The sequence below is a fragment of the Pseudomonas sp. Q2-TVG4-2 genome, assembly GCF_013620795.1.
In the GTDB taxonomy this organism is placed as follows: domain Bacteria; phylum Pseudomonadota; class Gammaproteobacteria; order Pseudomonadales; family Pseudomonadaceae; genus Stutzerimonas.
In genome coordinates this window covers 461,461-486,184 of sequence record NZ_LGLW01000001.1, presented here as the reverse complement: position 1 = coordinate 486,184, position 24,724 = coordinate 461,461, and the positions used below count along the sequence as shown (strand labels likewise).

At 60.0% G+C, this 24,724-nt stretch carries 25 protein-coding genes and 2 pseudogenes; 20 read left to right on the top strand and 7 right to left on the bottom strand.

All coding sequences use genetic code 11. The annotated features are described in order from the left end of the window. Positions 1-254: 254 nt before the first annotated feature. From H3028_RS02420 to recX, 4 genes are all read left to right on the top strand, one after another. Positions 255-1,367 carry an acyltransferase gene (locus H3028_RS02420; protein ID WP_181295447.1) on the top strand — a complete coding sequence of 371 codons (1,113 nt, stop codon included), beginning with the start codon at positions 255-257 and terminating at the stop codon, positions 1,365-1,367. A gap of 116 nt (positions 1,368-1,483) precedes the next feature. Beyond that, positions 1,484-1,981 carry a CinA family protein gene (locus tag H3028_RS02415; protein WP_181295446.1) on the top strand — a complete coding sequence of 166 codons (498 nt, stop codon included), beginning with the start codon at positions 1,484-1,486 and terminating at the stop codon, positions 1,979-1,981. 87 nt (positions 1,982-2,068) lie between these two features. After that, positions 2,069-3,112, top strand: a complete 1,044-nt coding sequence (recA, locus tag H3028_RS02410; RefSeq protein WP_181295445.1) for a recombinase RecA — start codon at positions 2,069-2,071, stop codon at positions 3,110-3,112. Positions 3,113-3,117: 5 nt separating this feature from the next. After that, positions 3,118-3,579 carry a recombination regulator RecX gene (recX, locus tag H3028_RS02405; protein WP_181295444.1) on the top strand — a complete coding sequence of 154 codons (462 nt, stop codon included), beginning with the start codon at positions 3,118-3,120 and terminating at the stop codon, positions 3,577-3,579. Between the two features lie 42 nt (positions 3,580-3,621). On the opposite strand, the gene H3028_RS02400 is transcribed toward recX, so the two are convergent. Further along, entirely contained in the window at positions 3,622-4,695 is a 1,074-nt protein-coding gene (locus tag H3028_RS02400; RefSeq protein WP_181295443.1) for an LOG family protein, read from the bottom strand. 242 nt (positions 4,696-4,937) lie between these two features. Here H3028_RS02400 and H3028_RS21190 point away from each other — a divergent pair. Beyond that, positions 4,938-5,265 (top strand): annotated as a pseudogene (locus tag H3028_RS21190) (xylulose 5-phosphate 3-epimerase); the annotation flags it as partial. Between the two features lie 47 nt (positions 5,266-5,312). On the opposite strand, the gene H3028_RS02395 reads toward H3028_RS21190, so the two are convergent. Further along, positions 5,313-5,705: a PA3611 family quorum-sensing-regulated virulence factor gene (locus H3028_RS02395; protein ID WP_181295442.1), complete on the bottom strand. Its 393-nt coding sequence runs from the start codon at positions 5,703-5,705 to the stop codon at positions 5,313-5,315. 118 nt (positions 5,706-5,823) lie between these two features. On the opposite strand from H3028_RS02395, the gene H3028_RS02390 reads away from it, so the two are divergent. Then, a complete protein-coding gene (locus tag H3028_RS02390; RefSeq protein WP_181295441.1) occupies positions 5,824-6,540 on the top strand; it encodes a tRNA-uridine aminocarboxypropyltransferase in 717 nt (238 codons plus the stop codon). A gap of 14 nt (positions 6,541-6,554) precedes the next feature. On the opposite strand, the gene H3028_RS02385 is transcribed toward H3028_RS02390, so the two are convergent. Further along, positions 6,555-7,478 (bottom strand): DMT family transporter, encoded by a 924-nt coding sequence (locus H3028_RS02385; protein WP_181295440.1) that lies wholly within the window; start codon positions 7,476-7,478, stop codon positions 6,555-6,557. A gap of 235 nt (positions 7,479-7,713) precedes the next feature. On the opposite strand from H3028_RS02385, the gene erdR reads away from it, so the two are divergent. Continuing rightward, on the top strand, positions 7,714-8,364 hold the full coding sequence (gene erdR / locus H3028_RS02380) for a response regulator transcription factor ErdR (protein ID WP_181295439.1): 651 nt from the start codon (positions 7,714-7,716) through the stop codon (positions 8,362-8,364). A gap of 104 nt (positions 8,365-8,468) precedes the next feature. Here erdR and H3028_RS02375 read toward each other — a convergent pair whose 3' ends face one another. Further along, positions 8,469-9,395 carry a LysR family transcriptional regulator gene (locus tag H3028_RS02375; RefSeq protein ID WP_181295438.1) on the bottom strand — a complete coding sequence of 309 codons (927 nt, stop codon included), beginning with the start codon at positions 9,393-9,395 and terminating at the stop codon, positions 8,469-8,471. A 115-nt stretch (positions 9,396-9,510) separates the two neighbouring features. Here H3028_RS02375 and fpr point away from each other — a divergent pair, with 115 nt between their 5' ends. Next, on the top strand, positions 9,511-10,287 hold the full coding sequence (gene fpr / locus H3028_RS02370) for a ferredoxin-NADP reductase (protein ID WP_181295437.1): 777 nt from the start codon (positions 9,511-9,513) through the stop codon (positions 10,285-10,287). Positions 10,288-10,354: 67 nt separating this feature from the next. Here fpr and H3028_RS02365 read toward each other — a convergent pair whose 3' ends face one another. After that, the gene (locus H3028_RS02365) at positions 10,355-10,840 is read right to left on the bottom strand and encodes a YchJ family protein (RefSeq protein WP_181295960.1); all 486 of its coding nucleotides are present in this window, start codon (positions 10,838-10,840) and stop codon (positions 10,355-10,357) included. A 6-nt stretch (positions 10,841-10,846) separates the two neighbouring features. Beyond that, a complete protein-coding gene (locus H3028_RS02360) occupies positions 10,847-11,344 on the bottom strand; it encodes a DUF6231 family protein (protein ID WP_181295436.1) in 498 nt (165 codons plus the stop codon). Positions 11,345-11,766: 422 nt separating this feature from the next. Here H3028_RS02360 and H3028_RS21520 point away from each other — a divergent pair. After that, positions 11,767-12,159 (top strand): annotated as a pseudogene (locus H3028_RS21520) (OmpA family protein); the annotation flags it as partial. Positions 12,160-12,235: 76 nt separating this feature from the next. Here H3028_RS21520 and H3028_RS02350 read toward each other — a convergent pair. Next, complete coding sequence (locus H3028_RS02350; protein ID WP_181295435.1) at positions 12,236-12,700, bottom strand: CopD family protein; 465 nt, start codon at positions 12,698-12,700, stop codon at positions 12,236-12,238. A gap of 86 nt (positions 12,701-12,786) precedes the next feature. On the opposite strand from H3028_RS02350, the gene dinG reads away from it, so the two are divergent. From dinG to H3028_RS02295, 11 genes are all read left to right on the top strand, one after another. Continuing rightward, positions 12,787-14,931, top strand: a complete 2,145-nt coding sequence (dinG, locus tag H3028_RS02345) for an ATP-dependent DNA helicase DinG (protein ID WP_181295434.1) — start codon at positions 12,787-12,789, stop codon at positions 14,929-14,931. Positions 14,932-15,071: 140 nt separating this feature from the next. Further along, a complete protein-coding gene (locus H3028_RS02340) occupies positions 15,072-16,220 on the top strand; it encodes a serine hydrolase domain-containing protein (RefSeq protein WP_181295958.1) in 1,149 nt (382 codons plus the stop codon). A gap of 138 nt (positions 16,221-16,358) precedes the next feature. After that, positions 16,359-16,988 carry an OmpA family protein gene (locus H3028_RS02335; protein ID WP_181295433.1) on the top strand — a complete coding sequence of 210 codons (630 nt, stop codon included), beginning with the start codon at positions 16,359-16,361 and terminating at the stop codon, positions 16,986-16,988. Between the two features lie 115 nt (positions 16,989-17,103). Continuing rightward, entirely contained in the window at positions 17,104-17,751 is a 648-nt protein-coding gene (gene pdxH / locus H3028_RS02330; protein ID WP_181295432.1) for a pyridoxamine 5'-phosphate oxidase, read from the top strand. Between the two features lie 488 nt (positions 17,752-18,239). Next, positions 18,240-18,701 carry a hypothetical protein gene (locus H3028_RS02325; RefSeq protein WP_219919801.1) on the top strand — a complete coding sequence of 154 codons (462 nt, stop codon included), beginning with the start codon at positions 18,240-18,242 and terminating at the stop codon, positions 18,699-18,701. Between the two features lie 306 nt (positions 18,702-19,007). Beyond that, the gene (locus tag H3028_RS02320; protein ID WP_181295431.1) at positions 19,008-21,800 is read left to right on the top strand and encodes a monovalent cation/H+ antiporter subunit A; all 2,793 of its coding nucleotides are present in this window, start codon (positions 19,008-19,010) and stop codon (positions 21,798-21,800) included. Continuing rightward, a complete protein-coding gene (locus tag H3028_RS02315; protein ID WP_181295430.1) occupies positions 21,800-22,129 on the top strand; it encodes a Na+/H+ antiporter subunit C in 330 nt (109 codons plus the stop codon). The genes H3028_RS02320 and H3028_RS02315 overlap by 1 nt, the downstream gene beginning before the upstream one ends. Beyond that, on the top strand, positions 22,126-23,628 hold the full coding sequence (locus tag H3028_RS02310; protein WP_181295429.1) for a monovalent cation/H+ antiporter subunit D: 1,503 nt from the start codon (positions 22,126-22,128) through the stop codon (positions 23,626-23,628). Before H3028_RS02315 ends, H3028_RS02310 begins: the two co-directional genes overlap by 4 nt. Continuing rightward, positions 23,625-24,125 carry a Na+/H+ antiporter subunit E gene (locus H3028_RS02305; protein ID WP_181295428.1) on the top strand — a complete coding sequence of 167 codons (501 nt, stop codon included), beginning with the start codon at positions 23,625-23,627 and terminating at the stop codon, positions 24,123-24,125. The genes H3028_RS02310 and H3028_RS02305 overlap by 4 nt, the downstream gene beginning before the upstream one ends. Beyond that, complete coding sequence (locus tag H3028_RS02300; protein WP_181295427.1) at positions 24,110-24,379, top strand: K+/H+ antiporter subunit F; 270 nt, start codon at positions 24,110-24,112, stop codon at positions 24,377-24,379. The genes H3028_RS02305 and H3028_RS02300 overlap by 16 nt, the downstream gene beginning before the upstream one ends. Positions 24,380-24,388: 9 nt before the next feature. Then, the gene (locus H3028_RS02295) at positions 24,389-24,718 is read left to right on the top strand and encodes a Na+/H+ antiporter subunit G (RefSeq protein ID WP_181295426.1); all 330 of its coding nucleotides are present in this window, start codon (positions 24,389-24,391) and stop codon (positions 24,716-24,718) included. Positions 24,719-24,724 lie beyond the last annotated feature (6 nt).

Genomic DNA, 24,724 nt, shown 5'->3' with positions numbered 1-24,724 from the left:
CCGGATTTATACGGCCTCGTATACGTCTTCTAAGCTGTGCAGCCGCCCCTTGGCGGCTGCCGCGGTAGCATACCCGGGCTTTTCGCCTCGCCGTACCCAAGGCATCGGCTCACGAATGCGATACCTGCCCGTCTGGGCATGACGTCTCAATTCTATCCAGCGCGCTGGCCCCTTTGACGGGCGAACGCTAGCGTTTCCCCGTGCGCCGGTTCCTGGCGAGCTTACCCTTTCCCCCATCGGCGAGTGCAGCAGACATGCCCCGACTATATGGACTCGACGCCCTGCGCGGCGCGGCGGCGTTGTGCGTCGCCTATTCTCATCTGATCGCCAAGATGAAGCATGACGGTGCTTTCGACGAGATGACTGGCTACCTTTTTTTGACCACCAAGGCGGTGCTGGATGTCGGCAAGGTCAGCGTGCTGGTGCTGTTCGCCCTGAGTGGTTATTTCATCGTCTCCGGCTTGCATAGAAATCGACGCACCTTCGAGCGGCCGGTGGCGGCGTTCGTGTATCAGCGCTTCTTTCGCCTGTTTCCCTTGTACTGGCTGTCACTGCTGCTTGGTGTGATGTTTCCCTGGGATGATCCTGCGCGGCTGTTCTCTGTGCTGGTCGTCGCCGTCAACGCGACGATGTTGCAGGGCTTCTTCCTGGTTGAAAATGTGCTCGGCCTGTATTGGACGCTCCAGATCGAGATCACCTTCTACGCGCTCTGCCTGGTGTTGTTTATCTTGAAGCGTGGCGATTCAGTGCGATGGGATCTGCTTATTCTAGTCCTGCAGTACGGCTTTGCGCTGCTGCTCGCCTACCTGCGCTACAGCCTGGAAATAAAATTACCGGTGGCGCTGCCGCTGATGGTGAGCGTGTGCTTTCTCGGAGCACTGTGGAAAAGGACCGATAACGGGCGTGCACTCGATACCGGAGGCTACGCCTGGGCTGCGGTCGGGCTGTTCTATGCGTTCCTGCTGCCGGTCTGCCTGTTGGCCTATTCCCGTGACACCGGGCTGGGTGAAACCTGGTACCGCTACTTCGTGAGCTACAGCCTGGGGGCCGCGATATTTCTGGCGGCGACGCGAATGACGGGAGGCGGGCTACGTTGGCTTGCACCCATCGGAGGCGTTGGGTACATCATCTTCCTGACCCACCCGTCGGTATTTGCCATCGCCGCGCGTCTGCGATTTCATCCATCGACGCTGGATATTCCTGGCCCGGTGTACATCGGCATCATGCTGTCGGTCGTCACGCTGTTCGCCTTCTTCATCAAGAAAAACCTTTCCGATCCGATCCAGGTCTATGGCGATAGGGCAGTCGGCCGTCTGGGAAGGCGCCGTGACAGCGATCTGGCCGGACCGGCGCAGCCGGGGACATGACCGTCGTCGCCGCCGCTTCGGTTCGCCCGCTCCGGTACTTCGGCAATGCGACGGGCTGAAGTACCGGACAGGCTGGTGTAGGGTATCCGCTGTCTTTCTATTAACCGGATCATTCGATGACGCTCACCGATCTCGCCTCGCAACTGGGCGATGCCTTGCAACGGCAGGGCGCCCTGGTCACCACTGCCGAATCCTGCACCGGCGGCGGGATCGCCGAAGCCATTACCCGCATTGCCGGCAGTTCGGCCTGGTTCGAGGCGGGCTTCGTGACCTATTCAAATGCGCAAAAAACTCATCTGCTGGATGTGCCGGCTGGCCTGTTCAGCCAGGTCGGCGCCGTCAGTCGCGAAGTGGTCGAGGCAATGGTACGTGGCGCGCAGCGGGCCAGTGGGGCGCGTTATGGTGTGGCGGTCAGCGGCATTGCCGGGCCGGGTGGCGGATCGCCAGATAAGCCGGTTGGCACCGTATGGCTGGCCTGGACGGTTGACGAGAAGATCGTGACCCAGCGCTTTCAATTCGACGGCGATCGACAGGCCGTACGCGAGCAGAGCGTAGAGGCGGCGCTCGTCGGATTGATCCGGCTCGCGGCGGGAGAAAATCCAATTCAGGGCTAGGCGCTTCATTTTGCCTATGCTCTAATACTGTCTACTTATACAGTTGTTGTTGTGGCCTCTGGCCCTCTTGATCAAGTGAGGATTGTAATGGACGAGAACAAGAAGCGCGCCTTGACTGCCGCCTTGGGCCAGATCGAAAAGCAGTTCGGTAAAGGCGCGGTCATGCGCATGGGCGATCACGATCGCCAGGCGATTCCCTCCATCTCCACCGGCTCGCTGGGCTTGGATATCGCGTTGGGCATCGGTGGTTTGCCAAAAGGCCGGATCGTCGAGATCTATGGTCCAGAGTCCTCAGGTAAGACCACGCTGACACTGTCGGTTATTGCAGAAGCACAGAAGATGGGCGCCACCTGCGCCTTCGTCGATGCCGAGCATGCCCTGGATCCCGATTACGCGGGCAAGCTCGGCGTCAACGTTGACGACCTGCTGGTTTCGCAGCCCGATACCGGTGAGCAGGCATTGGAAATCACCGACATGCTGGTGCGTTCCAATGCGGTCGACGTGATCATTGTCGACTCTGTGGCCGCGCTGGTGCCCAAGGCTGAAATCGAAGGCGAAATGGGTGATACCCATGTGGGTCTGCAGGCTCGCCTGATGTCCCAGGCGCTGCGCAAGATCACCGGCAACATCAAGAACGCCAACTGCCTGGTGATCTTCATCAACCAGATCCGTATGAAAATCGGCGTGATGTTCGGTAGCCCCGAAACTACCACTGGCGGTAACGCGTTGAAATTCTACGCCTCGGTTCGTCTCGACATCCGCCGTACCGGTGCGGTGAAGGAAGGCGACGAAGTGGTCGGCAGCGAAACCCGCGTCAAGGTCGTCAAAAACAAGGTAGCGCCGCCGTTCCGCCAGGCCGAATTCCAGATCCTCTATGGCAAGGGCATCTACCGCAATGGCGAGGTTATCGACCTCGGTGTGCAGCAGGGATTGGTCGAGAAATCCGGCGCCTGGTATGCCTATAAGGGCAGCAAGATCGGTCAGGGCAAGGCCAATGCCGCTAAATATCTGGAAGAGAACCCGGAAATTGGCCGCGAGATTGAACAGCAGATCCGCGACAAGCTGCTGGTGGTTGCGCCGAGCACCAAGGCCAACCCGGTTGCTGCAGACCTGGTCGAAGCCGATCTCTGATTCATATGCCGGTTGTGCTCGATAACCCCGCCTCCGTGCGGCGGGCAGCCATGGATCTTCTGGCCCGTCGCGAGCACGGGCGCATGGAGCTGAGCCGTAAGTTGCGCTCGCGCGGTGCGCCTACTGAGTTGATCGAGCCGGCACTGGATCGTCTGGCCGAGGAGGGGCTTCTCAGCGAAGCCCGCTATCTGGAGAGCTTCGTACGTATGCGCGCCAATGCGGGCTACGGCCCGTTGCGAATCCGTGAGGAGCTGGCTCAACGGGGGTTGCCCCGTGAGGCTATTGAGCAAACCTTGCGCGACAGTGGTTTTGATTGGAATGCGCAACTCCACGAGGTATGGCTGCGTAAGTTCGGAGAGTTGCCGGGCGACCAGCGAGAAAAGGCCCGTCAGGGCCGTTTTCTGAGTTACCGAGGCTATTCGCTGGAAATGATCGGAAGGCTATTGCGAGGCGGGTCGTTCGATTAACCGTCGCAGACGCAATTCTACCTAGCTCCTCATTTGATCTCTTTAGGGTCGCCAGTTGCATTTAGCGTTGATGAAGTCGGTCAGCTCGCGCAGACGCCCATGGTCACGGCCGTTGAAAACGAAGCTAAGCCGGGGTAGCGCTTGCAGTTCCGGTTCGTCAAGTTCCATTTCGCAGCAGGCTTGTTGTTCGAAACGGCCTTTCACACACAGATCGGAAAACTCGTTATTCAGATAAGCAAGAGCGTCGTCTGTCAGGCCATGGTTCATGCGCATGACGAAGCGATCTTTTAGCCATCGGCTTGAATGGAAGTTGCTGTAGAAATTGTCGATTTCAGCAGCAGCATCCTCGGCATTGTCTACCAGTCGCATCAGGCGCATGTCTGTCGGCAGAATGTAACGATTACCCTCCAGCTGGCGACGCATAAAACTTAGCGCGTCTTTCCAGAACGAGCCGTTGGGCTCATCCAGCAGCACGATCGGCACCAGCGGACTTTTTCCCGTCTGTATCAGCGTCAGTACCTCCAGCGTCTCATCCAAGGTGCCGAAACCGCCCGGGCAAAGCACCAGTGCGTCGGCTTCTTTGATGAAGAATAGCTTGCGGACAAAGAAGAAGTGAAACGACAAAAGGTGGTCGGTACCGTCCACGGTGGGATTGGCATGCTGCTCGAAGGGCAGAGTGATGTTCAGTCCGAGGCTATTGTCCGTACCGGCACCTTCGTGCGCGGCTGCCATGATGCCGCCGCCAGCGCCAGTGATGACCATCAGATCATAACGGGCCAGTGTTTCTCCGAGCTCGCGCGCAAGTGCGTAAAGCGGGTGTTCGATAGGCGTTCGGGCCGAACCGAAGACAGTGACCTTGCGGCGGCGCTTGAACTGGTCGAGCCGGCTGAAGGCATGCTCCATCTCCCGCATCGTCTGCAGCAGAATCTTCGCATCCCAGCGGCTCCGGTCGGCCTGCGCCATGCGCAGGACGGTGACAAGCATTTCCCTATACAACGGCAGATTCTGGCTAGTGGGTGGGACGGCTAGCGCCACGAGCTCATCAATTTTTTTGGACAGCTCAGTGCCGCTGGTCTTGAAATGTCGCGACAGATAATCATCCGGTTCGAAAGGCATACAACATCTCCCTTGTATTGGAACCTGAAGTGTTGCTCGGCGCCGACTTGCGTATCGTTCTTGCTGGGCCTGGTGCGAACTGTTTTCAGGACGAGCCCTACAAGCCTAACAGTAGCCCATTGCGCAGGCGGGAATGCCGTCCCTGCGCCTAGTAGATCCGGGCCGGCGTTCTGTTAAGTAAGCAGATCTGTCGGTCCGGCGGTTAGCGTCTAGCTATGCAATCAGAGGGCGATCCGGTCGCCTGGTTCAGGAATATTCGCCCGCCAATCGGCGCGGCCGAGCGGCTATTTCCGGAGGATATGGAAACGCGCATGTGCTCATACACATGCGGCGGAGGTAGCGCGCGGCCACCTTTGGCTTATCTTGCCGGACGTGCGGCGCAACTCGGTCCTGGGCTATCGCAATCGCGGTGGCACCTGGGTGAAAGCGGGATGCAGTCGCCATCGGACCTCTTGGGCCAATATGCTCGCGCCGTGCGCGCGGTTGCTCGACCTGCCGCGAGCGGCGCGCTTCAAGCCTGACGAGGCGGCTGCGGTGGCAGGCAAGGGGCCCCCACGCGTGTTGCGCTAGAAGGATCCGTCGCGGGCAGCACTGCTGCTGCCGTTGGCTAGCTAGGTTCAGCAATCGCTGGAGCGATACCGCTCGGTGGTGATCGGCTTCTTGCTTTGATATTCGTTGAACTCGAAGCGCAACACCGCTCCCTGGTTCATCAACTGACGCAGGCCTTCGTTATTGCAAACACTCGCAGCCAACTGGGTGCGAACCTGTTGTGGGTTGTCGCGCATCTGCGCGGCATGACGGGGCTGGACGCTCAGGTGGTTGACCAGCTCGTTGCCGTCGACGCTGTAGCCTTCGTCTAGGAGGTCGGAATTAATTGCGCGCGGGGTGCCTACGCTGCTTTCGCGGGCAACCTTCTCAAGCAGCTGGCCGAGCGCTTGATCCTGTGCCGAAGCGGTATGGGCGAAGGGCAAGGCGAGGCAGAGTGTGAATAGAGTGGTCAGACGGTACATGGTGATCTCCTGGTGACTGCCGTCGTTCGACCGGTGTCCGTCTGCACGGTTCAGCGGCGGCCATGGTTTACAGCCGGGCTGGTAAACTGCCGCCCCACCTGAATCGGTCGAAATCCTCATGCCACATGCCGTAGCCCGTTTGCGCGAGGCGCGCCTGGCCCGTAGCGCCAAGCCTTTTATCGCGAGGGGTTCGCGTACACCCCGCTGCGTTCGCTGCCGCATCACGACCAGCCACTGTCTATGTGGTTGGCTTCCGCGCGTGCCGGCGAACAGCGCGGTGTGCCTGATCATGCATGATATCGAGCCGTTGAAACCGAGCAACACCGGATGGTTGATCGCCGACGTCGTGACTGACACTTACGCTTTCACTTGGCAGCGGACGGGCGTGGATCCCGCCTTGCTGAATCTGCTTGCTGATCCTCGATATCAGCCGTTTGTGGTGTTTCCCGGTGAGTATGCTGAGCCAGCCCGGGTGGTGTCCGGGGTCGAGGCGGTTGTTGGCAAGCGCCCACTGTTCGTACTGCTCGATGCGACCTGGACCGAAGCGCGGAAGATGTTTCGCAAGAGCCCTTATCTGAATCACCTACCGGTGCTGAGCCTGCATGCCGAGGTGTTGTCACGCTACCGCCTGCGCCGCTCGTCGCGTAGCGAGCATCTATGCACCGCCGAGGTCGCTGCGCTGTGCCTGGGGCTGGCAGGCGATGATCAGGCGGCGGGGGCGCTGGATACTTGGCTCGACGCATTCACCGATCACTACCTGGCAGCTAAACACCACCGCGCGCCGGATCCAGAAGACGCTACCCACCGCGCGCTAGCGGCGTACGGTCGCCGCTAACCGAGCAGGGTCGGTCAATGGGTGGCCGTTTGCCGAATTTCGGCGCCGGCTATTACTGGCGGTGTCCTGCGTGGCCAGAGCTGCGCGGCGAGCATGCCGACGAACATCAGCGCGCAACCAAAGTAGCCGCGCAGGCTGAGGCTTTCATCGAGAAACAGTGCACCGGCAATGGCGGCAAATACCGCTTCGAGCGAGAGGATGATCGCCGCATGGGAGGCGATCGCATGCTTCTGCGCAACGACCTGCAAGGTATAGCCCACGCCAACCGCGAACATACCCCCATAGATCAATGCCGGAGCCGCCAGCCAGATACTGTTCAGACTGGCTTCCTCGAACAGGCCCGCCAGCACCAGGCTAACCACCGCACAGGTGACGAACTGCAGAAACGCCAGGCGAATCGCGTCGTGGCGGCCAACGAAGAAGCTCACCAGCAATACATGCACGCCCCATACGAAGGCGCCGGCCAGCTGTATCCAATCTCCGGAGGCAACCTGAAAATTCTCGCCGATGCTGAGGAGGGCCATACCAAACACCGCCAGAATCGCACCCAGCCAAGTGCCCATTCCGGTTTTCTGGCCGATAATCAACCCAAGCAAGGGCACCACTATCACGTAAAGGCCTGTGATGAATCCGGAATTGGTCACGCTGGTGAAAAGGAGGCCGACCTGTTGGAGGTTAATGCCTAAGGTCAGCGCAAGCCCCATGCTGAGGCCTCCGAGCAGCAAGCCTCGCTGCAGGAAAGGCTCATGTCGGGCCGCACCGCGGCCTTGGTACAGGACCAGCGGCAGCAGCACGATCGCACCCAATGCGAAGCGCAGGCCGGTGAAGAGGAACGGGCCGATGTTATCCATCCCGACTCGCTGAGCGACAAACGCGCTTCCCCAGATCATGGCCGTAATGAGCATTAGAAAATCGGCGCGGAGGGCTTGGTTACGCATGTTCGGGCTCACATGGGAAAGCCGCAAACTTTGCATCAAAGCGATGCATTTCGCCACAGGTTCAAGCTCAGCTCGCCGATATGCCTGATTAAATGCGGAACGGTAATCGAATTTCCACTGGTGGCGCGATATCATCACCCTGGTCCATCCCCGAGCAATATCCGGGTTCATGTCGGCCTGATGTCGGCATCCGGCTTCAGGCCGGTGAAGCGCCAATAAAAACTATAGGTCTGCCATGGCTGCTTACGAAATCCTTATCGCCGATGATCATCCGCTGTTTCGCAGTGCCCTACAGCAAGCGTTAACGCTTGGTCTGGGCGATGGCCTGCGGCTTTCCGAAGCGGCAAGCATCGCCGAGCTGGAAGCCCAGCTGACCCGGACCTCTGACTGGGATCTTGTATTGCTCGATCTGAACATGCCAGGCGCTTACGGCTTCTCGGGCCTCGTGCTGCTCCGTGGGCAGTACCCGCAGTTGCCCGTGGTAATGATTTCGGCCCAGGAAGATGCTGCGGTAGTCGCCCGTTCACGCGAGTTTGGTGCCAGCGGTTTCATCCCTAAGTCCAGCTCGTTGGAAACCATTCAGCAAGCAGTGCAAGTCGTGCTGGATGGCGACGTCTGGTGGCCCAGCAATATCCAAGACATCGCCCATGTCAGCCCCGAAGCCAAGGCGGCCAGCGAAGGCCTTGCCAGTCTCACGCCCCAGCAGTTCCGAGTGCTGACCATGGTGTGTGACGGCTTGCTGAACAAGCAGATTGCCTACGAGCTCAGCGTTTCCGAGGCGACCATCAAAGCCCATGTCACCGCGATCTTCCGCAAGCTGGGTGTCCGCACCCGGACCCAGGCGGCGCTGCTGCTGCAACAGATGGGGTCGATTCCGAGCAGCTGACGAAGACGCCGTGTGCTGGATCGGCGAAAAAGCGATACCAAGTGGTTTCATAAGCCTGCACAGACTGGCGCTTCCATTCGGTGTGGCTGATCGCCTCACGCTGATCAGGCGATAGTCGGCAGCACGATCTCATCACTGCGCCGGATCCCCGCAGTCAACGCTCGGCATTGCTCGATGAACTCGCGCATCGCCGCAGTTTGGTACTTCAGCGAGTGCCAGATGAAGTAAAACTGTCGGGCCAGATCCAGCTCAGGGGTTTCTACTGCAACCAGGCTGCCGCGGCGAAACGCGTCGCGCAGTGCCAATCGCGAAATGCAGCCGATTCCCAAGCCCGACTCGACGGCTCGCTTGATCGCTTCGGTATGTGCCAGCTCGAGCCGGATGTTCAGTTTTGCCGGATGGTGGCGCATGGCGTGGTCGAATGTCAGGCGCGTCCCTGAACCTTGCTCGCGGAGAATCCAGGCTTCGCGCGAGAGCTCATCCAGGCTCACTTCGGCACGTCCCGCCAACACATGCTGGGGCGCGCAGAACACTACCAGTTCATCCTCCACCCACGGCAGCACCTCGATATCGGGGTGCTGACAATCGCCTTCGATCAGACCCAGATCAAGTTCATGCTGTGCGACCTGCTGAACTATATGCGCCGTGTTCTGCACGTGCAGCTTCACCCGACATTCAGGATGCCGCTGCATGAAGCTGCCAATTAGCAGGGTGGCCAGATAATTGCCGATCGTCAGCGTTGCGCCGACATTGAGTGAGCCGAAGCCGGTCTTGCCAGCCAGTAAATCCTCGATGGCCTTGGCCTGATCGAGCAGGCTCACCGCTTGCGGCAGAAGCTGGCGGCCCAGCGCGTTTAGCCATAAGCGCTTACCGGCGCGGTCGAACAACTGGCAACCAGACTGCCTTTCCAGTTCAGCTAATGAGGTGCTGGTGGCCGATTGCGATAACGCCAGGCTCTCGGCGGCGCGGGAAACGCTTTCCTGGCGGGCGACCGAGACGAATACCTGAAGTTGGCGTAGCGTAAAATGCATATCTATATAACCGATAAGACATATCGTTAATATTAGTTTAACGAATACTAACGGTGTCGGTAGACTTTCGTAAATTATCGAAGCGCTCATCGCGCGCTAGAAGGGGAATCCGTACATGAGCAACCTGAACGTCGAGCGAGTCCTCAGTGTGCATCACTGGAACGACACGCTGTTCAGTTTCAAAACCACCCGTAATCCAGGGTTGCGCTTTGAAAATGGCCAGTTCGTGATGATTGGTCTAGAAGTGGAAGGCCGGCCTCTGATGCGCGCCTACAGCATCGCCAGCCCCAATTATGAAGAACACTTGGAGTTCTTCAGCATCAAAGTGCCAGACGGCCCGCTAACGTCGCGTCTACAGCACCTGAAAGAAGGTGACTCGCTGATGATCAGCCGCAAGCCTACCGGCACCTTGGTGCTGGACGATCTGCTGCCCGCCAAGCATCTGTACCTGTTGAGCACGGGTACCGGTCTGGCGCCGTTCATGAGCGTGATCCAGGACCCTGAAACCTATGAGCGCTTCGAGAAGGTTGTTCTGATCCATGGCGTGCGCTACGTGAACGAGGTTGCCTACCGGGAATTCATTACCGAGCACCTCCCTCAGAACGAGTTCTTTGGCGAGGCGCTGAAAGAAAAGCTGATTTACTACCCGACCGTGACTCGTGAACCCTTCGACAACCAGGGGCGTTTGACCGATCTGATGCGTAGCGGCAAGCTGTTCCGTGACATCGGTCTGCCACCGATTAATCCCGAGGACGATCGCGCAATGATCTGTGGAAGCCCGAGCATGCTGGCCGAAACCAGCAAGGTTCTGGATGGCTTCGGCCTCAAGGCATCGCCGCGTATGGGTGATCCGGGGCACTATCTGATCGAACGTGCGTTCGTCGAGAAATAACCGCTAAGTAAACACAAATAAAGGCCGGCTGGTGCGATGCGCTTGCCGGTTTTTTTATGAGTAGGCGTTACAGATAGGCGGCGCAGCACTTCTTGAATTTCTGGCGGCTACCGCACGGGCATGGGTCGTTGCGACCGGCTTTGAGCGGGACGGTCGGGTCGATGAAGTACCACTTGCCGTCGCGCTGAACGAAAGCCGATCGCTCATGCTGGGCATGTTCTCCCGCCAGGTCGTGCCACCGAGCGGTGAAACTTACCCGCGCATGTTCCGGCTGCCCTCCGATGAGCTGACTTTCTTCAACTTCGAGTCCCAGCCAGGTGCTGCCGGCGCTCCAGTCGCTCATTGACTGAAGGTCCAGCGACTCCTGCTGAACAGGAAGTGTCGTGGCTTTCAGGTAGTCGATGAGCCCGAGCACATAAGCGCTGTAGCGCGACCGCATGAGCCGCTCCGCGCTGGGGGCCGATAGTCCGCGGTGATAGCGTCCACAGCATTCACCAAGGGTATCGCCGCTACCGCAGGGGCAGTTGGCGCCGCGTTGTGAATCATCGGTCATCATTTATTACCACCAATATTTGCCAAACATCTGCGGATTAGCCCAGAACTTCGCGTTCAACCAATCCGGAACCTGCTTGTAATCGAGCAGGTCGTAGGTGAAGAGGGTCAGGGTCTGCCCGTGCCGTTCGAAGCGGGCGGTGACCTGCAGCGCGAGGGCAAAGAAGTCGGCCATCCGCCAGTTGCATGCATTCAAATCAACCAAAACCGCGACACGGCTGGCATTGAGATTACGGATGCCACCGAGTAGTTGTAGGCCGTCCTGTTTGGGTAGATATTCCAGGCAATCGGCGATGAGTGCCAGGTCATACCGGCGACCGGCCAGTTCTTCGGTTAGAAACGCGGCCGGGGCGCGTTCGACGTAGCTATTTTCGTGACTGCGGCTGAACGCTTCGACTGCAGGCATATCGCTACGGCCGACATGCAGCAGCCGCGTCGGAGCATGGTGTTCGAGCAGAGCGGCCAGTGCCTGTTGCGGCGTTTTTGATGAGCTGGATACGGTCAATCTGAGGGTCCTCGATGTCAGCGTTACAGATCGCAGGGCGGAGCTAACGCGATCTGTCAAAGCGTAAAGACTAGCGCGGTGGCACATGCCGTCCTAGTCTCGTTACAACTGGAGTCGCTTATGCCGTCTGCATGGCGCTCTGGCCGATCCCAAACTAGGAGGTTCAACCAATGAGTAGCTTACGGACAGCAGTACCCGTGATTGTAATGACCACCTTCCTGGCTGGCTGCGCAGGGGTGCAGAAGCAGGATTGGCCCAGCTGTGCGGCTGTCGGCGGCGTCACCGGTGCTGCGCTGGGTGCAATAGAAAGCAGTACTTATGCAGGATATGGGGCTCTGATCGGTGGCGGTATGGCGGCAGCTTATTGCTGGGCCAACGGCACCGAGCAGGAGACAGTCGCCATGGTTGAAACCGTCGAACCGACACCGACTCCGACACAGGTTACCGAGCCCGAGCCTGCGGCCGAACCCGTTCGTGTGGAGCTCGACGTCAAGTTCGACTTCGACCGCGCTGAAGTCAAACAGGACAGCATGGCCGATATCCGGGACCTGGCAGATTTCATGAAACAGTATGGCCAAACTTCGACCGTCGTCGAAGGGCATACCGACTCGGTGGGTACTGACGCATACAACCAGCGCCTGTCCGAGCGCCGCGCCAATGCGGTGCGTGATGTGCTGGTCAATCAGCATGGTCTGGACAGCAACCGGGTCGATGCGGTGGGCTACGGCGAATCCCGTCCGGTTGCCGACAACTCCACAGATGAAGGTCGTGCCATCAACCGTCGTGTAGAGGCTGAGGTTGAAGCGCGCCCCTGAAGCGACACTGCAATAAAGGAGCCGGGCATCTCGCCCGGCTTTTTCATGAATGCTGCAGTCGGTTCGATTCGCCCGGTCAGAACAATGGGCGCGCGCTGGCCAGCGCCACGACCAAAAGCCCCAGTAGCAGATTGATGCCCACTAGCCGACGGATCTTTCCAAGGGCCGCGCCACCTTCCGGCCAGTTCTGTGCGGCGATTGCGCGCTTGAGCTCTGGCAGCTGCAGCATTTGGACGCGCAGGAACAACGCCAGCATCACCAGGAACAGGCCAGCCATGGCATGCACATAACGGGGCGCCCCCTCCAGCCCGTCGAAGCGCATATGCCACATGCCGATACCGCTGATCGGCAAAACCAGTACCGTGACCCACACCCATTTGAAAAAACGGCGAAACACCTCGGCCCATAGCTTTAGTCGCTCGGGCGCCTGTAGCTCGGAAACGGCGGCAGGGCGCAGCACCATCCAGGCGAAGAACATACCTCCGACCCAGATCACGGCGGCCAGAACATGGAGCAGATAGGGCAGGGCAAAAGCGGTCATGGGGAAATCTCCGGTGGCGATTGAGGAAACGCGCGCTATCATAGCCACCCACTCGAAATACTGAAAATATATACAGCTCCGCGCCCATGCTCAGCACCGAACTCAAGTCCCAGATCCAGGGCGCCTACTCTCGCTTTCTCGAGGCCAAAGGGCTTAAGCCCCGCTACGGTCAACGTCTGATGATCGCCGAGGTGGCGAAGGTCCTCGGCGCGATCAAGACCGATGACGAAGGTCGTCGGGATGGCGAGCCGGCAGTCGTTGCGGTCGAGGCTGGGACCGGTACCGGCAAGACCGTGGCCTATAGCCTGGCGGCCATTCCTACAGCGAAGGCCGCAGGCAAGCGTTTGGTGATCGCGACCGCGACTGTCGCGCTGCAGGAGCAGATCGTGCACAAGGACCTGCCAGACCTGATGCGCAACAGCGGTCTGAGTTTCTCCTTCGCCCTGGCTAAGGGCCGTGGTCGGTACCTGTGCCTTTCCAAACTCGATGTGTTGCTGCAAGAAGGCCAGGCGCAAAGCGCCACCGCCCAGCTCTTCGAGGAAGAAGGCTTCCGCATCGATGTGGACGAGCGCAGCGAGAAGCTGTTCGGCAGCATGATCGAGAAACTGGCCGGCAACCGTTGGGATGGTGACCGCGACAGCTGGCCGGAAGAACTTGCCGATCCCGATTGGGCCCGCCTGACCACCGACCACAGCCAGTGCACCGGCCGTCACTGTCCCAACTTCCAGCAGTGCGCTTTCTACAAGGCGCGTGAAGGCATGACAAAGGTCGACGTCATCGTCACCAACCACGACATGGTACTTGCCGATCTGGCGCTGGGCGGCGGGGCGGTACTGCCGGATCCGCGTGACACCCTCTATGTCTTCGATGAAGGTCATCATCTGCCGGACAAGGCGATCGGCCATTTCGCCCATTTTACCCGCCTGCGCTCGACGGCCGACTGGCTTGCCCAGGTTGAGAAAAACCTGACCAAGCTGCTCGCTCAGCATCCACTACCGGGCGATCTCGGTCGATTGATCGAGGCGGTACCTGAAATTGCCCGTGACCTGCGCAGCCAGCAGCAATTCATGTTCAGCGCCTGCGAGCAGCTGGCCGATTTCAGGGCCGGCGAAGACATGGAGGGCCGCGAGCGGCCGCGTCACCGTTTTGTCGGCGGCGTGGTGCCCGAACATCTGATCGAGCTAGGCGTCGAGCTGAAAAAAGGCTTCGCCAAGCTAAACGATCTGTTCACCCGTTTGACCGAGCTGCTGAAAGAAGCGATGGATGGCGAGACGGGCGTCGGCATTGCCAGTCATCAGGCGGAAGAATGGTATCCGTTGTTTGGTAGCCTGCTGACCCGGGCTCAGAGCAACTGGGAATTGTGGACCGCCTTTACCGTGGATGATCCGCAGGACAGCCCGCCAATGGCGCGCTGGCTGACGCTGGCCGAAGGCGGCGCGCTGTTCGATATCGAGGTCAATGCCAGTCCGATCCTCGCGGCCGAGACCTTGCGGCGCAATCTTTGGAATGTCTGCTACGGCGCGCTGGTTACCTCGGCCACGCTCACCGCGCTGAACAGTTTCGATCGCTATCGCATGCGCGCCGGGCTACCGCGCTGCGCCGTGACTGCGGTAGTGCCAAGCCCGTTTCATCATGCCGACGCCGGTGTGCTGCGAGTACCCGATCTCAAGGCTGATCCGCGCGACGCGGCCGCGCATACTGCGGCAATCGTGCGCGACCTGCCGGAGCTGGTGGAGGCTTCGCAGGGCACGCTGGTGCTGTTCTCGTCGCGCAAACAGATGCAGGACGTTTTCGACGGACTGGAGCGCGACTGGCGTCGGCGTGTGCTGATTCAGGGCAACCTGTCCAAGCAGGAAACGCTGAACAAGCACAAGGCGCGCGTAGATGATGGCGAAAAGAGCGTGCTGTTCGGACTCGCCAGCTTCGCCGAGGGCGTCGACCTGCCGGGCGCTTACTGTGAACACGTGGTGATCGCCAAGATTCCTTTTGCGGTACCGGATGATCCGGTCGAGGCCGCATTGGCCGAATGGATCGAGGCGCGTGGCGGTAACCCCTTCATGGAAATCGCCGTGCCCGATGCATCGCTGCGTCTGGTCCAGGCGTGTGGGCGGCTGCTGCGTACCGAAGAAGATCGGGGCACCATCACCTTGCTCGACCGCCGGGTCGTTACACAGCGCTACGGCAAAGCCATTCTCAACGCGCTGCCGCCATTCCGCCGCGAAATCGACTAACGGGTTTCACATCGCCCGGTAGGCCACATGCACTGTCATTCAAAGCGCTGATGGGCCGGTAATCGTCGTCGAGCCTGTTTCATTGATCCGGTGCGACTGAAACAATGCGTCGATTACATACACAACCAGAGGGCGCGAGCGTGCAGATCCAGGGATATTTCGATCTTCGTTTCGAGGCGGTCAGAGACGCGTTCAGTAATTTGTTCGAGCAGACCCAGCAGCGTGGCGCCGCGGTCTGTGTGAAAGTTGGTGGCGAAACCGTCGTCGACCTCTGGGCAGGCGTGGCCGACAACGCTGAAGAGCAAGCCTGGCAAAGTGACACCCTGGTCAACCTGTTTTCCTGCACCAAGACCTTCACCGCCGTGGCTGCGCTGCAACTGGTCGGTGAGGGCAAGCTGCAGCTGGACGAGCCGGTGGCGCGGCTCTGGCCGGAATTCGCTGCCAATGGCAAGCAGGGCATTACGCTGCGGCAGCTACTCAGCCATCAGGCTGGGCTGCCTGCCGTTCGCCAACCCCTCCCTCCCGAAGCCTTGTACGATTGGGATGTGATGACGGCGGCGCTGGCTGCCGAGAGCCCCTGGTGGGCACCCGGTGATGGCCATGGCTATGCCGCGATTACCTACGGCTGGCTGCTTGGCGAGCTGATCCGTCGCGCCGATGGCCGTGAGCCGGGCGAAGCGATCGTCGCGCGTACCGCTCGTCCGCTGGAGTTGGACTTCCATATCGGCTTGGCAGATGCCGAGTTCGATCGTGTCGGTTACCTGACCCGACAAAAGAATAACTTCGGTGATGCCGCGGCCCAGCGCGTATTTAAAGCATTGACCGGTGATCCGCAGTCGCTCACGGCACGTGCGTTCACTAACCCGCCTTCGATTATGAACAGCTCCAATAAGCCCGAGTGGCGCCGGATGTCCCAGCCCGCCGCCAACGGGCATGGCAACGCGCGCGCGCTGGCGGGATTCTATGACGGGCTGCTGCGAGGGGAATTGCTCGATTATGAGCTGTTGACCGAGATGACACGCGAGCATTGCCTTGGCGAGGACCGCACCCTGCTGAGCCGCACCCGCTTCGCATTGGGCTGCTGGCTGGATCAACCGGATGTGGAGAACGCCACCTTTGGTATGGGCCCCGGCGCGTTCGGTCATCCCGGCGCGGGCGGCTGCATTGGTTTTGCCGATCCGCAGCGCGATGTGGCGTTCGGTTATGTCACCAATACGCTTGGTCCCTATGTCCTGATGGATCCCCGCGCGCAGGCGTTGGCCCGGACCGTGAAAACATGCCTGGGTTGAACCGCTCGTCTGCTCGCTCCGGGCGGACTTTTCATAACAATGACCTGCGTCCACAATTTGAGACAGATCCTTGCTTAAGCTGCACGCTGATCTCGCGCGGCTTGTATTCGCAAATTCATCTTTCACGGAACCTGGCTCATGAACCTGCTGAAAAGCGCCTCCCTCATTCTCTGCATGGCCATTGCCGGCTGTAGCTCCAACAGTGACAAGCCGGCCGAGATGGCCGCTGCGTCGGATCCTGTGATTGATCATGCCTGGCTGGATGGCTATGAGCCCCGGTTGCGTGATGCGTTGAAAGACAGTCACTTCGAACTCGAGCGTCGCGAGGGCGTGCTGGTGGTCACTGCGCCGGTCGATGCGTCGTTCAATCCCGACCGCCCCGGCATGCTGTTGCCTGTTACGCTTGGCCCGATCAGTCGGGTGGCGAAACTGGTAGAAGGCGATGAGAAAACCGCCGTGGTCGTGCTGGGGCACGCCGACAGCACCGGATCGGTCGAAATCAACCGCGACATCAGTCGCAAGCGTGCCGGCGCCATTGCAGCGATCTTCCGTCTCAGCGGCTTGAAACACGACCGGCTGCGCATTCGCGGGCTGGGCTCGGATATGCCACGTGCTTCCAACGAGAACGAAGAAGGCCGCGCCCTGAATCGTCGCGTCGAAATGATGCTGGTGCCTCAGCCGACGCTGCTGGCGTTGATTGCCCAGTACAGCGAAGCCCCTGCCAAACCGACACAGGTGGCGGCGGCAGAGGTAAGCAAGGCCAAGTGAGGTTCGCGGCGTTCGCCGTGACAGGGTGCCTCGTTTGGCCCTGTTTTGCCGCGGGTCAAGCGGCCTTTGTACCAAATCGGTAAGCTTTGGTTTCGACTGTTCCACGGAGCTTTGTATGACCCAGACCTTGGCCGATATGCGCCGCGACTACACCCGTGAAGGCCTCAGCGAAGCGAATGCGCCCGAGGAACCCTTCGCGCTCTTTCGCCGATGGTTCGATGACGCGGTGCAGACCGAGCAGCTGCCGGTCGAGCCGAACGCTATGACACTGGCCACGGTAGATGCGGAAGGCCGTCCGCATTGTCGTGTGCTGTTGCTAAAGGCGCTGGATGATCGCGGCTTCACCTTCTTCACCAATTACGATAGCGCCAAGGCCGAGCAGCTGGAGGCCCGTCCATTTGCTGCGATGACCTTCTTCTGGCCGAGCCTGGAACGTCAGGTGCGAATCGAGGGGAGGGTCGAGAAGGTCAGCGCTGCCGAGTCGGATGCCTATTATCAGGTGCGCCCGCTGGGCAGTCGGCTAGGAGCTTGGGCTTCACCACAAAGCCGGGTGATTCAGAATCGAGGTGAGCTCGAACGGCGGCTCGCGGAAACCGAACAGCGCTTTCTGGAGCAGGCCCCTCATCGTCCGCCTCACTGGGGTGGCTACCGCTTGCTGCCGGAGCGGATGGAGTTCTGGCAGGGACGTCCCGGCCGTCTTCATGATCGACTCAACTACCGATACATCGCCAGCACCTGGCAGCGAGAGCGCCTGGCGCCCTGATTCGCTGACTGCTGCTGGGTTCGGAGCAGCACTCAGAAGGCGCGGGGCGGGAATTAGCGGTTTCTATCAATCATTCCGCGCTGTAGTGCTCAGTTCCTGCTCCAGCCAAGTCTGCACTTCTTCCTTTTCACGCCGACGCCTTTCGCCGCTGCGAGCCGTTGCAGTGCCCAGTCACGTTTCTTTGGATCGTTGCCCGCAGGGATAGCGCCAGGTCCCGGTAGGCCCAGCGCCTGAAACGAATGAACAGCGAGGCATGGAAAACCAGGCCGGCCAAGGTCACAACGGTGATAACGAAGTAGTCCATGAGTCGTTTCGTGATACAGCTTGGGCGAGCGCTATGCATGCGGGGCGGGATCGCCTCGGGTAAAGTGCGGTCCTAACTGGCACGAATGCTGAGTCAGGTCAGGGCCGCTGCCAAGCGTCTCTTCGCCGCAGGCGCCTGCTCAATGCGGTCGGGGATGAACATCTGTTTCCCAGGAGAGTACATCATGCGCAACTCCATTTTCGTTGCTTCCTTTACCGCCGCGGCTCTGGCCGTAGGCGGTTGTACATCCAACCTCACTGGGGATTCCTATTCCCGCGATGAGGCGCGAACGGTGCAGACCGTCCGTTACGGCACCATCGAATCACTGCGCCCGGTCAAGCTCGAGGGTACCAAGACGCCGATCGGCGGCGGTGCCGGTGCGGTGGTAGGCGGCATTGCCGGTAGCGGCGTAGGCGGTGGCCGCGGAAGCGCAGTGGCCGCCGTGATAGGCGCTGTAGCCGGGGGGCTGCTGGGCGCAGCAGCGGAAGAGGGCATCACCCGCGCGCAAGGTGTCGAGATCACGGTCCGCGAGGACGATGGCAACATGCGCGCATACGTCCAGGAAGTAGAGCCCAACCAGGTGTTTCGCGTCGGTCAGCGCGTACGCATCATGACGGTCAACGGCACCAGTCGTATCGCACCTTGATGCAGCGCGGCGCGGTAGGCGCCCGACAACGCTCGTGGTCTGGGTTTGTCAGCTGCCGATCGCCATTGCCGTGAGCATGCCTAGGTTGATGGCAGAGCGCGTTGGGTAACGGGTTAGGCGTAGCCTGAATACCGTCTGGTACGGTCGTTGGGCTGCGCCTTTTTTGTTTTTCGAAATACTTGAATCATGACGTTGCTGCGATCGATATGGATAATCGGCGCACACCGCCGTGCCTCCTCAGGCTGAGATCCGGTCGATCAAGGATATAACTGCCGCGCGCTTGCGCGGCTTAAGGGGTTTTTGCTCATGGCGCTTGCGCTGATAATCGCTTTGCCATTCTTGGGAATCTGCCTACCGCTATTGTTCGAACGCTACGGCAGGTCCGCTTGCGCATTCGGCGCCGGGCTGGCCCCCTTGCTGGCATTGGTGCTGCTGTTATCCAAGCGCGCCGCCGTGTTTGGTGGCGAAACGGAAGTACTGACGCTGCCCTGGCTCCCCGAGCTTGGGTTGAATCTTAGTCTCAGGCTCGACGGCCTAGGTTTCCTATTTGCGTTGCTGATCCTCGGGATCGGCCTGCTGGTCATTCTCTACGCGCGGTATTACCTCGCGAAAAGCGAGCCGATGGGACGCTTCTTCAGCTTCTTCCTGCTGTTCATGGGCGCCATGCTCGGTGTGGTGTTGGCTGAAAATCTCCTCTTGATGCTGATGTTCTGGGAGCTGACCAGCCTCTCTTCGTTTCTGCTGATTGGCTTCTGGAACCATCGTTCCGATGCGCGTCAGGGCGCTCGTATGGCGCTCGTTGTGACAGGCGGCGGTGGCCTCGCTCTGCTGGCGGGCATCCTGTTGATCGGCCATATCGTTGGCAGTTACGAGCTGAGCGTGGTGCTGGCATCCGGCGATCTGATCCGAGCCAATACACTGTATCCACTGACATTGATCCTGGTCCTGCTTGGCGTATTCACCAAGTCGGCGCAATTTCCCTTTCATTTCTGGTTGCCACAGGCGATGGCAGCGCCGACCCCGGTATCGGCCTTTCTGCACTCGGCGACCATGGTCAAGGCAGGCGTGTTCTTGCTAGCGCGCTTGTATCCTGCCCTTTCGGATTCGGAGTGGTGGTTCTATCTGGTCAGCTTGACGGGTTTGGCTACCCTGTTGATCGGTGCGGTAATGGCGCTGTTTCAGCACGATCTGAAGGGGCTGCTGGCCTATTCGACCATCAGTCATCTGGGTCTGATCACATTGTTGTTCGGCCTCGACTCGCGCCTGGGGCCGGTGGCAGCAATCTTCCACATCATTAACCATGCGACGTTCAAGGCCTCGCTGTTCATGGCCGCAGGGATCATCGATCACGAGACCGGGACACGGGACATGCGGCGTATCAATGGCATGCTGAAATACATGCCGCACACCGCGGCGCTGGCGATGGTGGCGTCGCTGGCGATGGCCGGGGTGCCGCTGCTCAATGGCTTCCTTAGCAAGGAGATGTTCTTCGCCGAGACCCTCGACCAGCATTTGCTGGGGAGCTTCTACTGGACCATTCCGGCCCTGGCGACCCTGGCGAGTGCCTTCTCGGTCGCCTACTCGCTGCGTTTCGTGCATGACGTCTTCTTTAATGGTGAGCCGATCGATCTGCCGAAATACCCGCCGCACGAGCCGGCGCGGTACATGAAGATTCCAGTCGAGATTCTCGTGCTGCTCTGCCTGCTGGTCGGCATGTTGCCGGCCTATACCGTTGCGCCGCTCTTAGCTGCGGCGGTGGCCGGTAGCCTGGGCGGCAATGTGCCCGAGTACAGCCTGGCGATATGGCACGGCTTGAATCTTCCGCTGGCGATGAGCTTCGTGGCTCTGGGCGGCGGCCTGCTGATCTACTCGATGCGCAAGTGGGCGTTTCGCTGGTATGAAGGGCTCCCAAGGGTCGACTCTTTGCAGGTTTTCGCGCGGGTGGTCAACGACATCGCCGGAACGGCGCGCTGGGTCACCGAACGGATGGAGAGTGGTTCGCTGCAACGCTATCTGGCGCTGATGCTGTTCAGTTCGCTTCTGGTGGTGGTGTATGCGTTGACACCGCTGCAGTCGCTGCGCGGGCCGGTACCGCTGACGCCGCTGGATGGCATTACGGTGCTCGGACTGCTGATTCTGGGTCTGGCCTCGGTCATGACCGTGGTTTTCCATCGCAGGCGCCTCATGGCGCTGATGGTGCTGAGCGTGGTCGGGCTGATGGTGGCCCTGGCGTTTGCCCGCTACTCGGCACCTGACCTGGCGTTGACGCAGATTTCGGTCGAGGTGGTGACTATCATTCTGCTGATTCTGGCGCTGTTCTTCATGCCCGACCGGACGCCGGTGGAGTCGAGCAGCCTGCGCAGTTTCCGCGATTTGATTCTCGCCGCCTCCTTCGGAACCATGATCGCCTTGCTCGCCTATGCGGTGCTGACGCGTCCCTATAACAGCATCGCGTCGTTCTTCCTGGAGAACAGCCTGCCCGGGGGCGGCGGGACCAACGTGGTCAACGTGATTCTGGTGGACTTTCGTGGCTTCGATACGCTCGGCGAGATCGCCGTGCTTGCTATTGCCGCGGTGGGTATCTACGGCCTGCTTCATGGGTTGCGTCTGCCGCATCCGATTCGCGACTACGGCGGCCGCTTATGGTCGACCGACAGGCATCCAATGGTGCTGGATACACTATCGCGCGTGCTATTGCCGATGGCGCTGCTGGTGTCGGTGTTTATCTTTCTGCGTGGGCACAACCTACCAGGTGGCGGTTTCATTGCCGGCTTGATCACTGCGGTCGCGCTGATCTTGCAGTACATCTCGCATGGGGTGGTCTGGGCGCAGCAACGCCAGCCGTTCAGCTATCACGCCATTGCGGGGCTCGGCGTGCTGATCGCGGGCTTGACCGGGGTCGGTAGCTGGTTGTTCGGACGGCCGTTCCTGACATCCGCCTTTGGCCATTTCCATTTGCCGCTGATCGGCGATTTCGAGCTGGCAACCGCGATGCTGTTTGATCTTGGTGTGTATCTGGCAGTCGTCGGAGCAACTCTGCTAATTCTTTCCAATATCGGTCATGTCAGTCAGGACGAGTCGTGCAAGGAGGTGCTTTGATGGAAATTGTCTTCGCGATCACGCTTGGCGTGATGATGACCAGTGGTGTGTACCTGTTGTTGCGCGCCCGTATATTTCCCGTGGTCATGGGCCTGACGCTGATTTCCTACGCTGTGAACCTGTTCATTTTCGCCATGGGACGTCTTGCGACCGGCGTTCCGGCAATTATCGGAGAGAGCGCCGAGCATGGTGACCCATTGCCGCAGGCGTTGGTGCTGACTGCCATCGTCATTGGTTTCGCGATGACCGCTTTTGTTGTGGTACTGGCGCTTCGTGGCCTCGGTGAGCTGCGTACCGACCATGTTGACGGTCGGGAGCCGCGCGAATGAATCATGCGTTGGTCCTTCCGATCCTGCTGCCGTTATTGACCGGTTGCGTTCTGCTGCTTGCCCATCGGCAAGCTGCGCCGTTCAAACGGCTGGTGTCGGTCACGGCAACCTGGTTGCTGCTGCCGCTGACTCTTTGGCTGCTTGCGCAGGCAGATAGCGGCGAGCTGTCGGTGTATCGTCTCGGCGACTGGCAACCGCCGTTCGGCATCATGTTGCTGCTTGATCGCCTGAGCGCGTTGATGCTGTTGGTCACCGCGGTGCTTGCGGGCTTCTCGGTGCTTTACGCCGCACGGGGCGACGACGAGCGTGGCCCTAATTTTCATGCGTTGTTTCAGTTCCAGCTGGCGGGCATAAACGGTGCCTTTCTGACTGGAGATCTGTTCAACCTTTTCGTGTTCTTCGAGGTTCTGCTGATCTCGTCCTACGCGTTGCTGCTTCATGGCCACGGCGCCAAGCGCGTTCGGGCCGGTATCCATTATGTCGTGCTGAACCTGTTCGGGTCATCGCTGTTCCTGATAGGCGTCAGCATGCTCTACGGTCTCACCGGTACCTTGAACATGGCCGATCTGGCGGGGCGGGTGGCCGCCGCCGACCCGGCCGATGCGCCTTTGCTGGCCGCCGCGGGCTATCTGTTGCTAGTGGTATTCGCCCTGAAAGCGGCGATCCTGCCGCTCTACTTCTGGTTGCCGCGTGCCTATGCCTCAGCGACCGCACCGGTCGCAGCGCTGTTCGCGATCATGACCAAACTCGGCCTTTACGCCATCGTCCGAGTGTTCACGCTGATCTTTGGCAGCGAAGCGGGCGTGCTGAGCAATATGGTGCTCGACTGGCTGTGGCCGCTGTCGATGCTCACCCTTGCCGGTGGCGTGCTGGGCGCGTTGGCGGCGCGCAATCTGCAGATTCTGTTGGCCTACTTGGTGGTGGTTTCGGTGGGGACCCTTCTGGCCGGTATCGCGTTGGGAACGGAGGCGGGGATGGGGGCGGCGCTTTACTACCTGGTGCATAGCACGTTGGTGTCCGGCGGCCTGTTCCTGCTGGCGGACATCATCGCTCGGCAACGCGGCGATACGGCATCCGAGCTGATCTCGGCGCCGGCGTTGAAGCAGCCGTTAATGCTGGGCGCGCTGTTTTTCGCAGGCGCTATCTCCATTGCCGGCCTGCCTCCCTTTTCGGGCTTTCTAGGCAAGGTGATGTTGCTGCGTGCCATTCCTCCAGGCCTTGATGCCTCGATCCTGTGGCCGGTGGTACTGGTTGGAGGGTTGGGGATGGTGATCGCGTTGAGTCGGGCAGGGAGCATGGTCTTCTGGCGTCCGAGCGAGGCGGTCAGTGTCGGTCGGCGGGCGGATACGACGCGTCTCGCCGCAACCTTCGGTCTGCTGCTGGGCAGCGTGCTGCTGGTCGTGGCGGCGCAGCCGATCCAGGCATACGTACAGGCGACCGCAGCACAGCTGTTCGATCTCGCGCCCTATCTGCAGATTATTCGGAGAGGTGACGTATGAGGTCCCGTGTGCTGCCCAATCCGCCGCTGACCCTGCTGCTGGCGGGCCTTTGGCTGATGCTTAACAACACGCTGAGCGTGGGGCATCTGTTGCTCGGGCTCTTGCTCGGCTGGGTGATTCCGTTGCTGGTAGGAGGATTCCTGATCAATGTGCCGAAAGTTCGCCGGCCGCTTAAACTTTGCCTGTTTTGCATCAACGTGTTCTACGACATCGTTGTTGCCAACCTGCACGTGGCCAAGCTGGTGCTCGGGCCGCGCGGGCGCCTGCAGCCAGCGTTCGTCGAGATCCCGATGGCGATCGAGCATTCCTTTGTTCTTGCCGTACTGACCAGCATCATTTCGCTCACGCCCGGGACGGTATCGGCCTCGTTGCGGCCCGATCACAAGGTGCTGCTGATTCACGCGCTGGATGCACCGGATATCGAGGCGCTGGTTGCCGAGGTGAAAAACCGTTACGAAACGCCATTGCTGGAGATATTCGAATGCTCACGTATGTGATTCCGCTGTGCATGGCGATTCTAGGGCTCGCAGCAATCCTTAATGTGGTGCGCCTGGTTCAAGGGCCGGACATGCCCGACCGGGTGCTCGCGCTCGATACGCTGTATATCAATGCGCTGGCGCTGATTGTCCTGTTCGGTATCTGGCTGGCCTCCGATCTTTTTTTCGAAGCGGCCTTGCTGATCGCTGTGATGGGCTTCGTCAGTACCGTTGCGGTGGGCAAACACCTGCTGCATGGCGAGATCATCGACTGAGGAGTCTGCATGCCTTTCTGGATCGAACTGCTGGTAAGCGCTTTTTTGATACTCGGCAGCGCCTTCGCACTGGTTGGCGCGATCGGTTTATATCGCCTGCCGGATTTCTTCACCCGACTGCACGGGCCCACCAAGGCGACCACGCTGGGCGTGGGCGGCATAGTGGTCGGGTCGATGATCTTCTTCAGCAATCAGGGCGACGGCCTCAGCGTGCACGAAATACTGATTACCCTGTTTCTGTTTCTGACTGCGCCGGTCAGCGCGCATGTGCTGGCTAAGGCCGCGTTGCAGCAGAAGTTGCCGTATACGGCCAGGACGCGCGGCAAGCCTTGGGATTAAATACAA